Below are 14404 nucleotides of genomic sequence, written 5' to 3' on the forward strand. Positions count from 1 at the left end.
AAAAAGCTCCAATCGGAGCTTCAGGCAAATCAATTGTTAACATAAAGATTCACAGACCAGCAGCTTAAGACAGCCGTCTGCTTGCAGCATTCATCCAATCGGGAGCCCAGCCACGCTCCAATTCGTCTAAAGTTAGGCCTGGTGCAACAATTGAATCCATGGCGTCCAGTATATCTGCGCTTAAGCGAATCCCCACTCCTTTTAAAGTGTCTTGCAACTGTCCTAATGTACGTGGTCCGATAATAGTGGAAGTTATCGACGGATGCGCCTGAGTGAAGGCGACTGCCAGATGGGCTAGCGTCATACCTGCGTCATCAGCGACCTTTTGCAGACGATTGATCACATCGAACTTTAAGCGATTCTCTTCACGGGTGGGGTCAACGACATCGCCTAGTGTATTCCCTTTAAAACGGGTAGCCCGAGAATCTGACGAAGCAGCCTGACCTTTCGAATATTTACCAGTGAGCAAGCCACCTGACAACGGACTCCACACCAGAACGCCCATGCCGTATTTTCTCGTAGCTTCAAGTACATCGAATTCAATTGCGCGATTCAAAATCGAATAGGGCGGCTGTTCGCTAGCAAAACGGGCCAAATTATGTTGTTCACTCACAGCCTGAGCTTCAGCAATCTGCCAAGCCTGGAAGGTGGAGGAACCGATATAACGGATTTTACCTTCCTGAATCAACTCTGTTAATACACTAAGCGTCTCCTCAATATCGGTCTGTGGATCAGGACGATGAAGCTGATATAGATCAATATGGTCAGTTTGCAGCCGACGTAAGCTATTCTCTACTTCCTGTTTAATCCACAATCGAGAATTCCCGCTCTGGTTTAACCCGTTGCCCATGGACATTCCGACTTTTGTAGCAAGCACAACCTCATTGCGCCTGCCTTTTAAAGCTTTTCCGACAATCTCTTCTGATACGCCAGCTGAGTAGACGTCAGCAGTGTCAATAAGGTTAATGCCTTCAGCGAGAGCTTGATCCACGATTTGAATACATTCTTCCTCATTCGAATTTCCCCACCAGCCAAATGATCCTGTACCCAAGCTATAACTGCTTACCTTTAACCCCGTACGACCTAGAATGCGATAATCCATAGTGAATTCTCCTTTGAAATTATTTTTATTTACATCCCTGAATCTTAAAAATCAAGCATTTGTTTAAGAATGATCATTCTTAAACTATCAAAAAAATTAATCCGCTACTGTGCAGTGAAATTATAGCATATTGGGAACGATCGGTAAAGATAGCTGAATTAATATAACTTAGTTAAGCTTATTTACTTCGAAAACAAGAATAACAACTCTGGCTTAGGTTATAATGACAGCATGAATACAATTATCATTGAGGACATTACCAAAAGCCCACTCAGACGCTCACTTTATCACTTCACCAGAGTCAGAAATCTGCAAGCCATTGCAACTTTGGATGGCTTATATTCGTCCGCCCTCCTATCTCCTGAGTTCTCCAAGGGCATTCGCCGGAGCGAAGTAAAACACATCTATGTAAACGATCAGTCCATTGTTCTTAATGCTCATTTGCGTATCCAGCCTGAGATGATGGACGCTGATACAACGGAGGAACAATTCCGAACCTGTCTTGACCATCATGTCTTCTTGTGGCCAACTGAACGGGACTGTTTGGCCATGGCCAACATGTATTCCCGTAGAGAACCCAGCGAAGCCTTTGCGATTCTTCAATTTGCTGCATATGAACTGCTGGCTGATCATTTTGCAGCCATTAAGCTGTCCAAGTACGATTCTGGAAGCTCTCCACGTTATCCGCACCGGACCTCCTACCGCAAAAGCTGCAGGATGTTTCTCCCCCTCGACAGCTTCAGCAAAACCACGGATCGCCTGATCCCATCCAAGCCTTCCGAGATCAAAGAGGTTCTGATTGAGGATAAGCTGGCTCCTTTGAGCAAGTATTTGCAAACCATCTATTGCTCTGAAATATTGCAGGTGCCATCTAGGTGGAGACCTTTGGTTAGACCACTGATTCTGTAGGGTATGAATTCAACCAATCTATAGAGAACTTCACCTCCTACCTCAACTAATTTGCTTACAAGTACTGCCGAGGCAAATAAAACAGTGAGCGGACACAGAATCCTCTATTTGCTGAGTATAGCTATATTTAATGCTCTCGCGGACTGAGGTTCCGTTATTTGTGCTAAAACTACTCATTCTAACGCCATTACTGCGTAATAACGGATTCTCTGTCCGCCAACTCTCCCAAAAACACAAAATAACTGAAATAGCGGAATTACAGTCCGCTGGGTTTCATTTTGATTGTTGAATTTTTCAGTAAGTTATATAATAACTGCATAAAGGTCGTGAAGAACACGCCGCTTTCATACAATGACATCCATTTTTCAGTAAATGGGGCGAATTGTATTGAAGCGGTTTTTGTTTTTTCTATGAGTGGTTACCGAAAGAGTCAGTTAAATTCAATCTCTGGAGGGAGATGCAATGTCACAGTTTGAGCAGCTATATGAAGAATGGTTACAGATGAATTTGGATCAAGAGAGCAATCCGAGAAGAAGGGAATTACTTCAGAAAGGTCTGGGACATGGAACTATAGAATTCCTGCGGTCCGTTTGGTTCCCAGCTATCGGGAATTTCAATCACTTACTTCCTGAATGGGAGGTGCGTGACTTTAACAATGGATACCGCTATTTAGATCTTGCTTATATGCCTGGAGGCGCAAAAGGTGGGATAGAAATTCAGGGGTATGGTCCTCATGCGAGAGATCTTGATGTCAGACGATTCAAAGATTTATGCCGACGCCATTGCTTGTTGTCGTTAGATAATTGGACATTTCTCCCTATCGCCTACCTCTCAATCGTTGAAGAACCCAAACAATGTCAACAACTGGTACTCGCATTTATCGGAAAGTTCATTGCCACAGACGTTTCTTCTACATTTTCTTGGTTGGAAGCCGAAACTGTTCGATTTGCGCGGCGCTTATTGCGGCCTATTACACCCTTGGAGCTTGCTAAACACCTGCGAGTGAGTGATCGGCAGACTCGGCGAATATTGCATAGTCTGGTTGAACTACAAATACTGGACATCGCAAGTGGTCAAGAAAGGGCACGTACCTATAAGCTTCGATTGTAAGTACAATAATTGTGAGTGGCATACTCGTCTTGTGAGCAGTACCGCGCAGAGCATTCTAGCACATTACATTACCAACACATCATATATTTGCTATACATTGCAAACTTCAAACAGATAGCACAGATTATAGCAAAGAAAACTGACTACTTCTGAACAAAATAGAACATCTAGCGGACACAGAATCCTCTATTTGCTGAGTATACCTATATTTATTGCTCTCACGGACTGAGGTTCCGTTATTTGTGCTAAAACTGCTCATTCTGACGCCATTACTGCGTAATAACGGATTCTCTGTCCGCCAACACTCCCAAATACACAAAATAACTGAAATAGCAGAATTACAGTCCGCCTGCTTCTGACTTCTGATCTCTGACTGTAGGCTTCTGGTGCATATTTGATTTATCCAAATCAAATATGTACAAAAAAACACTCTGGAATAATTCCAGAGTGTTTCAAAGCTATGATGCGGTCAAGAGGACTCGAACCTCCACGATATTGCTATCACTGGCACCTGAAGCCAGCGCGTCTGCCAATTCCGCCATGACCGCATATTATGATGTCTCGCTTTCGCGGCGACAAAATAGATTTTACCATGCTGGTATTCATCCGTCAACCTTTTTTCGATTTTCCATTTTTTCATAATATTTTGTATAATTATTGCTTTTGCTTATATATTTCATGTATAATGAGAACAAAGGTTCGCATACTATAAATGAGGTGATTTATAATGGCGACTACTAAGATAAACACTCCAAACACACTACGGAAACCAGCAATTATTGAAGATATAACCACAGAAGAACTGTCCCTTGTCAGAAGTTATCTGCTGCTAACGTTTATTCATAAAGTGTTCGAACGTGATTGCCGAGTAATCAGCAAGAGCGGCTTATTTAAGACTCCTCAGCTTTATATGGAGCTAATATCCAGCGGAGCCAAGAAAACCTCCCTGATGCTAAATGAGGTTACACGTGAGCTGACTTCCCATGAGCTGCGGATTACCACTGTTCGTCAGGATCAGAATGGAGTAGAAGCCAGCTATTCCTGCAGAGGATATAAGGGTGAAATGAACATTTTGTGGCCTAGCTTCCGCAAGGAGATGCTGTTGCGCATGCGCGCTTATCTTGGACTTGCCACAGAACTCTCCATCCTCTCCAGAGAAGAGAGCATAACGGAACAACTGGCCTTATCGATCTAACTTCTGGCGAAGCTGTAAGACTCATACATCTAATACAGAACAGCTCCCCGCTCAGACCTGAGTGGGGAGCTGTTCTTGTTAGTGTCTAGCTCATAATGATATAGAGATTAGAGATTCTCGGGATCTTTTCTAGGTTCGGTGAAAGGCTGGAATACGTAATTTCGATCCAGCTTTACGATCCGTTTATTGGGACGGCGGACCATCACCAGAGACTCGTCCCAGGCAAGTACAATCCCCTTCACGTCATTGCTCTCCAGGCCATCGCGTACGACGCGTATTCTCTCACCGGAAATACGGTACGCATCCAATTGTTCATCGCTAATCATGGTTCACTTCCCTTCTCCTAATAGTTTACCCTAAATTACCTCAAGAAAAAGACCCAAATGATAAATCATCGGGGTCCTGTGTAAGCAATAAACAAACCGTACTTGTCTACAAAAGCTCTCCTATATCAGCGCTTCATTCTTCTCAAACCAGAAATCAAGAACTTTAGCGGACATCACTCGTGTTTCCAGATACTCCACTTGGTTAGGTGTAAAGCTCTCTCTCCAAGAGAAAGATAATTCTTCACACAAGCCTTTAATTGTCAAAAGTTCTGACCAGGCTACATAGCGTTTGTACCAAAAAAACTGAGGATGTTCAACCATATAGGGATACAGGTCGTCAAACTCCGTGTGTTTACAATCCAGCGCACGCTCGAAATGATCCTTGGCTTCGGTCAATTTATCAATAAAAAATTGCTCTGTCACCGGTTCTTTCCCCATTGTGACGCCTCCTCTCCTATGTCTAATATTATTATAAAGGAAAACTCATAGGGTGAAAAGCAGTTGTTTCAAAAATAGGCTTTGTTCTTACTTCTGACACGGTTTAATCGTCAAAAACAATTTTTCCATCGCTAAGAGACATAATTCTGACCAGCGACTCTAACCGAATGCCTTGTTCTCTAATTGTACGAGCTCCAGCTTGGAAGCTTTTCTCCACGACAACACCCAGCCCAACCAGCTCCGCACCGGAGCGCTGAATGATCTTAATCAGCCCACGCGCTGCATCTCCATTGGCGATAATGTCATCGATAAAGAGTATTTTATCATCTGAAGAAATGAACTGACGCGATAACATAATATCGGTAACAATCCCTTTTGTAAAAGAAGGGACTCGCTCACACAAGGCATCCGGGTCAGCCAACAGCGTTTTTTTACGGCGTGCAAAGACTAGTGGCACATTCATTACGTATGCGGTGGCAAATGCCACGGCAATGCCCGAGGATTCTACGGTAACTATTCGCGTAATGCCACAATCGGCAAATCTCCCGGCAAACTCCCGTCCCATTTCCATCGTCAGCTGTGGATCAACCTGATGGTTCAATAGAGCGTCCAGCTTCAGCACCTGATCTGAAACTACGACCCCTTCTTCCAAAATCCGCTGTTTCAACACTTCCATGACTCTGAACCTCCAATACCCTTTATAATTGCAGACCTTCCACTGTAACAATTACCTATACTACATTCAGCGGAAGTCATGTCCTTCTGTTCCTCATCATAACCTGTACTATACGGAGTGCACAAGGCAATCCTGTAATACAGAGTTTTGGAGTTTAGTATTCGCTAATCCCGAAGATACGAAATTTCCGCAAAACTTTTAGGAGGGCAGCCATGAAATCTCATGTCCGCACACTGCAGATCGCATTCACTTATATTGGCACGATTGTAGGAGCCGGATTCGCTACAGGACAGGAAATCCTTAAATTCTTCACCCAATACGGTCAATGGGCAGTACTGACGATCCTGCTCTCCACCATTCTCTTTATCTGGCTAGGCACAAAAATGATGATTATAGCAAGACGAATTGAGGCGGAATCCTATGAGGACTTCAACCGTCACCTCTTCGGTGAAAAGGTGGGCAGCAGCATTAGCCTGTTCACCATGGTTATTCTCATCGGCGTGAACAGCATTATGCTGGCTGGGGCAGGTGCTATTTTTCAAGAACATTTAGGTCTCCATTATCAGACTGGGCTGCTGTTGACGTTGTTGGGCTCTTATTTCCTGCTAAAACGCGGTATTTCCGGTATCCTGCAGATGAATAGCATCGTAGTGCCTTTAATGCTTACTCTGTCGCTTATTATCATCTTCAATACTTTTGAGATACCAAATGCGGGCCGATTCCTGTTCCTTGATACCGATAGCAGTATCTTTGGGGCCTGGATATCCCCACTGCTATATACAGCCTTTAATCTGGCTATGGCGCAAGCGGTACTGGTTCCGCTAGCCCGGCATACCGACAAAGAACGGGCCCTTGTGCGAGGCGGCATTCTTGGCGGTATTGGCATCGGATTCATGCTGCTGGCAGCCCACTTTGCCATGAGCTCACAGATGCCAGGGATCTTGCAGTTCGAAATCCCCATGGGCAGCATCGCCTTCCGGCTGGGTACATTGGTGCAAACTGTCTACCTGTTACTGATCTTCCTAGAAATCTTCAGTACCTTTGTCGCCGATATTTATGGCGTCGGAGAACAGTTGAAGCAGCATTTGCGCATTGCACCATCACTGATAACGCCGCTGCTGATGTTAATCTGCTACTTGCTCAGCCAGTTTGGATTCAGCTCTCTTCTTTCGGTGTTCTACCCTATCTTCGGTGCCTTGTCCCTGATCTGGGCAGTCAAGCTGCTGCGTACGCCATGGTCATCTCCACCGCATAACAAGAAAAGCTCTTCTATTCACGGCTCAGGTGGAAACAAGATTCCCAACGTTTCTCCTGAGCCAGTCATCCGCTTTACACGGAAATGACTGCTGCAGAAGAAATAATTCTGGCTGCAGCTTCCGCTACATGACGATGGCAGGTCAGCATGACGATTTGACGGGAAGCGGAGAGTTCTCCCAACAGGGAGAGTGCTGCATGTAGACGGCGCTCATCGAAATTGACAAAAAGGTCATCAAATAATAACGGCAGGTTGGCTTGCCGTGACATGGTCTCTGCCAGCGCCAGCCGGATGGCCAGGTACAGCTGCTCCGCCGTCCCCCGACTGAGCAGCCCGCTGTCCAAAAGCCCAGCATCCTTATGCTCCGCCTTAAGTTCCTTATGACCTAAAGTCATCACAACCCGTAGATACTCCCCTTCGGTCAGCTTCGCAAAATAAGCGGAAGCCAGCAGCAGCACCTGCGGCTGCTTCTCCTCCTCATAAATACGGCGCGTTCTGCCCATTAATTCCGCAGTCAGAGCAGCTACTGCATATTGCCCGGCAATCCTCTTCAACGCAGCCCGCTGTTCCTCCAGTTGTTGGAGAACGGTATCCTCCATACAACGTTCCAACAGAAATTCCCGTTCTTGCAGGAGCTTGCCACGTTGCTGCAGCAGGGCATTGCGAGCTTCCTCCTCTTTGGCAGCAGACTCCTCTACAGCAGTCCTCTCCTGCTCCAGCGCTGAAGCATCATTATGATCCAGCAGTTCCAGCAGTGCTCCTGTTCTCTGAGATTCCCAGCCTCCAAACATAGCCAGCTCTGATTGGCGAACCAGCTTGGTAAGCTCACTGCTCAGCTGTACACTGGATGATCTGCGTAAGAAGTCCTCTCCATCAGCAGCTCCGCCTTCACGCAGCAGGCTTTCGCAGAGCTGGCGCAGTTCACTTAGCTCCCTGTGGCTCTCCCTTAGTTCGTCCTCTACTTCAAGCAGGCGTAAGGTAAGATTATTCCGTCGCTGCAGTGCTATCTTCAGCTCTTCCCAAGATCTTTTTCTGGAGTCCAGCCAGCTTAATAACGTTAGCGTGCTGAAACCATCCTGATTCACAGCTGTTTCGGTTGTCGCGCTGCCCTCCACTGCTGTTTCATTCATAAGTTTCAAGCACTCTTCCTCATAAGCACTGCACTCGCCTTCCAGTTCCCGCAAGCGCAGGGAAAGCTTGGTCTCCTGGCGCAGTAATTCATTGCCTTGCTCCACCAGACTGAAGATATCCGGCAGGCCTTCCGGTGACAGCCCTTCGGGCAGCTTGCGCTGACGCAGCCATTCTTCATAACGTTCTGCCGTTTCTGTAAATACATTCTCCGCCTGCCGCATCTCTTCAGCCAGCGCTTTCTCCTGCCCAGCTAAGGTGGCCAGCTCTATCCGGCAAGCCTCGCGCTCGCTGCCCAGCCGCTCCAATCTTTGCTGCCAGGCTCCCCAGGCATCCATGAGCCTGCGGAGCTCTTTCATCCCCGCCTCCAGCCCGCCTGCGGCTGGGCCAGGGGATTCGGGCGGCCGCCGTCCCAGCCGCCCGGTTGCCGCGCTCTCCGCCGAAGCGCCGGAGAGCAGCAGCTCCCGCAGCCGCAGCATGTCGGCTGCGGCTGCACTGCCGTCCCCGCCATGCTGCGGCGGGGACACTTCCGGCCGGCGCGCGCTGCGCCAGCCGGCCCACAGGGCCAGATCGGCCGCGCCCAGCAGGCCGAGCGCGATCCAGGCGCTGAGCGGCGGTGCGCCGGTCAGCCACAGCGCTGCGGGCAGCAGCACGCTCAGTGCTGCGCTCGCCAGCAGCAGGCGCCGGTACAATGCGGCCAAGCGCTTGGCGCTAGGCCCATCACTCCCGGCGCCCGCTCCGCTCTGCGGGCCGGCGCTCTGCAGCGCCTCGCGCCAGCGCTCCGCGGCCTGCTGCAGCTCGTCCCACAGCTGCAGCACTTCACGCGTGCTGCGCGGAGCCAGCTGCGTGAAGGCTTCTGCGCCGGCGGCATGCTCGCGTGCCAGCGCCCGTTCCGCAGCCTGCAGCGCAGCCGAGGCTGCAGCCAAGCGGGAGCGCAGCGCTTGGCGCGCTGCGCCCTCGGCTTCCATGCGGCGGTCATATCCTGAGAATGCCGCTGCATAACGACGTGCGGCTTCACGGTCTACCGCCGCACCAGAGAATGCTGCCAGCTCAGCTGTACTCCAGCCGCTGTCAATACCACGCAGAATCCGCTGCAGATGCTCGCGCAGCGCCGCCCGTTCACCCTCAAGCCGCTGCCGCTCCGACCTCCGGTCCTCATAAGTACTCCGGCGACGGTCCAGAGCCTCAACTGCAGGCCCCTGAGCTGCCAAGAGGCTATCGGGAGGATTCTGGGCAAGCTCAGCTGCCAGTTCGCTTTTCACACGCTCCATGCGGCTTACAGCTCCCTCCGCATTTCTAATCTCCCCTTCAAGGCTCAGCCAACGGGCGGCTCCCTCTTCAGGGAAGGAAGAAATGATCGGCAAGCCTTGCAACTCCAGCCGGGCTTCGCTCCATTTCAGCCACAGACCACGAATCTCCAGTGCTTTGCGGAGCATGACCAGCTTCTCACTGGTAAATCTGCGCTGCTCTTCGAGATTTAACAGCTGAACCTCAGTATCCTCCAGCGCAGCAATATTGCCAATGTAGCGTGGTAGAAAGGATCTACTTTCGGCAATTTGGCGCTCCAGCTTCTCTATGGCCTGTAAGATCTTTGCTGCCTCCTGCACTTTGCCCCGCGGCTTGTACAGCTTCTCGACATCCTGCAATAAACGGCGCTCCGCCCGCATAATGTCTCCACCACCACCCATACCCGCGTGGAAGAGATAGCCGCTCATTTCCTCAGACTGCAAGGTGGCAAGCTCCTGCAGCTCATCCAGTGAGACAGCGAACAGTTGACGGAACATGCTGCGCGAGACGCCTCCCAGCAAGTTACGCTCCAATTCAGACTGTACCAGCTCCTGTATAGTTCCATCTGGACGGCTCAAGCTAATGTTCAGTTTTTCGCTTCGTCCTTGGGTCTCCCCACTTGTGTAGCGACGAATGGTCCAACTGCCACCATCCCTATCTCGTGCTGTAAGAATGCCACCATGTAGACCACCCTGCATGGGCTCATATCTCTCGCGAGGATTTCCGCGTCCGGGAATTCCAAACAGCATGGACCGGATAAACTGGAGCATCGTGCTTTTGCCAGCCTCGTTACGGCCATAGAGTACCGTCACGCCTTCTGCCAGCTCGATCTCCCGGTTGTGAAGTCGGCCGAATCCACTAATCTTTAATTGCTCAATGTTCATCCTTTTGCCCTCCGGCTTGCCGATATGGCGGATTAGCAACCTCTTCCGCAGAATCCTCACGCCCGTTCAGCAGCGTAACTCCCAGCTCCGCAGCCTGCCTCAGCCAGTCCAATTTCTCATCTGCACCCACCGATGACAGGAGCTTACGCAGCTCCTGATTCTCCATCAGCGGCTGCAATGCAGTATTTATCAAATCATCCAGCTCACTTGGATTATTCTCGCTACGCATGGCAATCCGCAGCATTTCTCCAAGGAAGCTATCCTCCAGCAGAAGCTGCTCCCGGTCAATCGCAAGACCCGATTCCACCGCGAAGCCTTCTGTCCAGACAAGCCCGTTATATTCCTGCCGCTCGGCCAGCATAGTCTCACGTCGCTGCAATTCAGCCAGTAAATCCTCAGCTGCTCCTTTTTCGGCAAGCAATCTGTGCACGTTCCCCCGGCCCGTAAGCCGAAACCGGACAACCGACATCGCTTGCGGATGCATCTCCCTGATTTCTTCCACAGCCCGCTCCACAGCTTCAATCCACTCGGCTTCATTACTCAAACCCTCAATCGAGATCTCCTTGACCCACCAGCGGACTGAATCCAGCTCATGGAAATGTAGGGTTGTCCCCCCCTCTTCATCAACATCGACCACATAACATCCTTTGGGTCCGGTCTCCTTGATGCTGCGCCCCTGTATATTGCCCGGGTATACAATAGCAGGCCGCTCCAGCAAAATACTCCGCGTATGGATATGGCCGAGCGCCCAATAATCATACCCCCGCTCGATTAGATCCCTGCGGGTGCAGGGAGAGTAAGTCTCATGCTGAAGATCACCATCCACATTTCCATGCAGCAAAGCAATATGAAACAGAGAACTGCCTTGCTTTCGGTGGAAGGTCAATGCAGTATTCTCCGTCACCTTTGCCGTAGGATAAGAAATCCCGCTGACAATAGCCACTTCCTTGCCGTCACTGCGACGATAGCCTACAGCATGTACCGGTTCTTCGCTCCCGAATACCGTAACATGCTTCGGCGGTTCCGAAGTCAGACGCGGACCATCCAATGGATCATGATTGCCATGAATCAGGAATACACCAATGTCATGACGCCCTAATTCCTGCAACGCTTCCTGAAAGCGGAGCTGGCCTTGCAGTGAAGCATCGGAGATATCATAGATATCTCCGCTAATAACCACAAAATCAACCTTCTCCTGAACGGCCACGCCAACAAGCCGCCCGAGGGCGGCAAAGGTGGACTCCTTCAAATAGGAGCGTACAGAGGGCGGAATATGTGCCAGTCCGATAAATCGACTATCGAGATGCAGATCCGCAGCATGCAGGAATCGAAAAGGAATCATACCTGCTCACCCCTTCGCCCCTGGATGATACTGCAAATAGGTTTTTTTGAGCTCATTAGCCACACGGGTGAGCGAGTACAAACTTTTCGCTTTCTCCCAGGCCGATCGTGAGAGCTCGTATCGGTAGGACGGATCGGCAATAACCTTTTCCAGCGCATCCGCTAGGGCAATCTCATCGTCCGGATTTACCAGCAGACCGTTGACACCATCTTCAATCTGTTCCGGTATTCCGCCCACATTTGTACCTACCAAAGCCAAACAGCTGAGCGCTGCTTCTGCAAAGACCGAACCAAACGATTCCGCCCGGGATGGCAGTACGAAGATATCAAAGAAAGGCATAAATTCTTCCGGATGCAGCGTATAGCCATAAAAAATCGTCTCATTGTATATCCCAAGTGATTGAGCGAGACTTTCTAGCTCCGTGCGGGAAGGACCATCCCCGATAATATGCAGCACATACTCATGTCCGCGCTTTTTAAGCTCCGCACAAGCTCGGAACAAGGTATCAATACCTTTGGCTGGAACCAGTCGAGTTACAGTAACCAGCTGCGGAATCGCATTCTCATGCGGAACCGGTTTAAATCTTTTCTCATCAAAACCGTTCGGAATCACACTGATACGCTCAGGCTCCAGAATGTAAGGTGCGAGATAATCGGCAAAAGAACGCGATACAGTCATCAGCCGATCGCTGACATGCTCCAGCTCACGGTATATCGAGACCAGGAACTGATGCTCTAGCCCTCCCTCGACAATAGCGCCATTAAGAATCAACTCACGCTCATAGCTGGAATGTAAGGTCTGGATCAGCGGAATATCCGGATATATTTTTTTCATGGCCAGCCCGGCAATCGGATGATGCGCATGAATAAGATCATATTGTTTACTCATGCGCAGCTTTGTCCACCATAAGTAATCACGATAAGTCTGAATATATTTTTGGACGACCGGACTTTCACCATACTGTGTCCAGTCAAAGGTTTCGAATACAATATCTTCGCGTCCCTTGTTGCGAATCCGCTTTGGCAGCCAGAACAAATCCATCTCCCAACGGCTTGAACGAAATCGTTCCTGAAGATACGGAATCATGGACGATACACCACCGGGCTGCTCCGGCGGGAAGAAGAGCGCTTGCAGCAAATTCATAAGGTACATCCCCTTTACTATTGCCCTGAATACAGTGAGACCCGGCAATTATGATATAGTTGTGTATATGTACATTTTCAGGTGCTTGTTGCCCCACCCTTTGATTTTATCGGTATAAACCTGAAACAGCAACTAACAAAAAGGAGAATGATGTATGAGTGAAGAACGGCTGCCCGCCGCTTACACCACAAACATGAGAGAGATGCTGGGACAAGAGGCGGACGCTTTTCTGGACAGCTACACAGCTCGGCGAACGCAGGGCTTGCGCTTTAATCGATTAAAAAGCACTTCAGGCTTAAACCTCAGCGCGTCTGAACATACCCTCTCTTTATTCGGACTGGAGCCTGTTCCGTGGTGCCCTGAAGGATATTATTATGAAGATCCCGCTCGTCCGGGTCGGCATCCTTACCATGCGGCCGGATTATATTATATTCAGGAACCGTCGGCAATGTCCGCAGCCGAGCTGCTATCTCCCCTTCCAGGAGAGACTGTTCTCGATCTTGCTGCGGCTCCCGGCGGAAAAACAACGCATATTGCAGCATTAATGAAAGGCCAGGGTCTGCTGATATCCAACGAAATCCACCCTGAACGAGCCAAAATACTGGCGGAGAACGTGGAGCGTCTCGGCCTCAGCAATACGATCGTTACCAGTGGGACACCAGGCGAGCTATCGCTGCGATTCCCGCAGACTTTTGACCGGATTATGCTGGATGCCCCCTGCTCCGGCGAAGGGATGTTCCGCAAGGACCCTGCTGCTGCGCTTGAATGGTCTCCTAAGCATGTAGAGATGTGTGCAGCGAGACAATGGGATATTTTGCAGGATGCCTATATTATGCTGAAGCCAGGCGGAACCTTGGCCTACTCAACCTGTACCTTTAACCGTATAGAAAATGAAGAGGTCATCGCCCGGTTTACAGATAGCTATCCTGATATGGAGCTAATTACCAGCAAGCGACTCTGGCCGCATCTGCAGAAGGGTGAGGGGCATTTTGTAGCCCTGCTGCGTAAAGAAGCATCGGACGAAGCTGAACTAAGTCGTTCTAAACGCAGTACCGGCAGCGGACGAGGCAAAAATGGACCACGAACCAACTCCGCTCTGCGTGATGCCTTCCAGCAGTTTCAAGCCTGGGCCGCTATAGAACTCCCTGGCTTTGCCTGCCAGGGTGTGCCGCTGCTCTTCGGAGAATCCTTATATTTGCTGCCTGAGTCCTTTAATGATACTATGCACGCCGGATTGCTTGATGGACTGCGGGTTCCACGTGCCGGGTTGCATATAGCTCATCTGAAGAAAAACCGGATTGAACCTGCTCACGCTCTCGCGATGGCCCTCCAGCCCGGACAGGCAGCCCGCAGCTTTGATATGGCCGGGGACGGCCTTGAAATACACGCCTGGCTGCGTGGTGAGAGCTTGCCGGTTCCTGTAGACCTGCATGGGTGGACACTCGTCAGTGTAGATGGATTACCCGTTGGCTGGGGCAAGGCCAGTTCTGGCCAACTCAAGAACCATTTACCGAAAGGTCTGCGCATCCTTAAAGCCCATATTGAAGAGCAATAGGCTGCTGACCAGCTCGGATGATCTCCTTTTTGAATATGATGTCATTATCCCAAC

At 49.8% G+C, this 14404-nt stretch carries 12 protein-coding genes and 1 tRNA gene; 5 read left to right on the forward strand and 8 right to left on the reverse strand.

Features of this window, described 5'->3' with window-relative positions:
• Positions 1-64 precede the first annotated feature (64 nt).
• The gene (locus GJB61_RS07040) at positions 65-1102 is read right to left on the reverse strand and encodes an aldo/keto reductase (protein WP_154117743.1); all 1038 of its coding nucleotides are present in this window, start codon (positions 1100-1102) and stop codon (positions 65-67) included.
• 231 nt (positions 1103-1333) lie between these two features.
• Here GJB61_RS07040 and GJB61_RS07045 point away from each other — a divergent pair, with 231 nt between their 5' ends.
• Both GJB61_RS07045 and GJB61_RS07050 read left to right on the forward strand, forming a co-directional pair.
• On the forward strand, positions 1334-2011 hold the full coding sequence (locus GJB61_RS07045) for a DUF7002 family protein (protein ID WP_154117744.1): 678 nt from the start codon (positions 1334-1336) through the stop codon (positions 2009-2011).
• 462 nt (positions 2012-2473) lie between these two features.
• Positions 2474-3121 carry a transcriptional regulator gene (locus tag GJB61_RS07050; protein ID WP_154117745.1) on the forward strand — a complete coding sequence of 216 codons (648 nt, stop codon included), beginning with the start codon at positions 2474-2476 and terminating at the stop codon, positions 3119-3121.
• A gap of 464 nt (positions 3122-3585) precedes the next feature.
• Here the strand turns inward: GJB61_RS07050 and GJB61_RS07055 are convergent.
• Positions 3586-3669 (reverse strand) — tRNA-Leu (locus GJB61_RS07055).
• Between the two features lie 179 nt (positions 3670-3848).
• On the opposite strand from GJB61_RS07055, the gene GJB61_RS07060 reads away from it, so the two are divergent.
• Positions 3849-4316 (forward strand): YhjD family protein, encoded by a 468-nt coding sequence (locus GJB61_RS07060; RefSeq protein ID WP_154117746.1) that lies wholly within the window; start codon positions 3849-3851, stop codon positions 4314-4316.
• Positions 4317-4423: 107 nt separating this feature from the next.
• Here the strand turns inward: GJB61_RS07060 and GJB61_RS07065 are convergent, their stop codons facing one another.
• The 3 genes from GJB61_RS07065 to GJB61_RS07075 form a co-directional block, all read right to left on the reverse strand.
• Complete coding sequence (locus GJB61_RS07065) at positions 4424-4642, reverse strand: hypothetical protein (protein ID WP_154117747.1); 219 nt, start codon at positions 4640-4642, stop codon at positions 4424-4426.
• Positions 4643-4762: 120 nt separating this feature from the next.
• Complete coding sequence (locus tag GJB61_RS07070; RefSeq protein ID WP_154117748.1) at positions 4763-5080, reverse strand: hypothetical protein; 318 nt, start codon at positions 5078-5080, stop codon at positions 4763-4765.
• 103 nt (positions 5081-5183) lie between these two features.
• A complete protein-coding gene (locus tag GJB61_RS07075) occupies positions 5184-5756 on the reverse strand; it encodes a xanthine phosphoribosyltransferase (RefSeq protein WP_154117749.1) in 573 nt (190 codons plus the stop codon).
• A gap of 212 nt (positions 5757-5968) precedes the next feature.
• Here GJB61_RS07075 and GJB61_RS07080 point away from each other — a divergent pair, with 212 nt between their 5' ends.
• Entirely contained in the window at positions 5969-7099 is a 1131-nt protein-coding gene (locus GJB61_RS07080) for a YkvI family membrane protein (protein ID WP_154117750.1), read from the forward strand.
• On the opposite strand, the gene GJB61_RS07085 is transcribed toward GJB61_RS07080, so the two are convergent.
• Genes GJB61_RS07085 through GJB61_RS07095 form a run of 3 tightly spaced genes read right to left on the reverse strand, consistent with a single transcriptional unit; the run spans position 7086 to position 12795 of the window.
• Positions 7086-10310, reverse strand: coding sequence for an AAA family ATPase (locus GJB61_RS07085; protein WP_154117751.1), 3225 nt, complete (start codon positions 10308-10310; stop codon positions 7086-7088). The two genes, GJB61_RS07080 and GJB61_RS07085, sit on opposite strands and share 14 nt — an antisense overlap.
• The gene (locus GJB61_RS07090; RefSeq protein WP_154117752.1) at positions 10300-11652 is read right to left on the reverse strand and encodes a metallophosphoesterase family protein; all 1353 of its coding nucleotides are present in this window, start codon (positions 11650-11652) and stop codon (positions 10300-10302) included. Before GJB61_RS07090 ends, GJB61_RS07085 begins: the two co-directional genes overlap by 11 nt.
• Before the next feature lie 6 nt (positions 11653-11658).
• The gene (locus tag GJB61_RS07095) at positions 11659-12795 is read right to left on the reverse strand and encodes a glycosyltransferase family 4 protein (RefSeq protein WP_154117753.1); all 1137 of its coding nucleotides are present in this window, start codon (positions 12793-12795) and stop codon (positions 11659-11661) included.
• 154 nt (positions 12796-12949) lie between these two features.
• Between GJB61_RS07095 and GJB61_RS07100 the strand changes: the two genes are divergently transcribed.
• Positions 12950-14350 (forward strand): RsmB/NOP family class I SAM-dependent RNA methyltransferase, encoded by a 1401-nt coding sequence (locus tag GJB61_RS07100; RefSeq protein WP_154117754.1) that lies wholly within the window; start codon positions 12950-12952, stop codon positions 14348-14350.
• The last annotated feature ends 54 nt before the right edge of the window (positions 14351-14404 follow it).

The sequence above is a fragment of the Paenibacillus monticola genome, assembly GCF_009664975.1.
Classification (GTDB): domain Bacteria; phylum Bacillota; class Bacilli; order Paenibacillales; family Paenibacillaceae; genus Paenibacillus_AQ; species Paenibacillus_AQ monticola.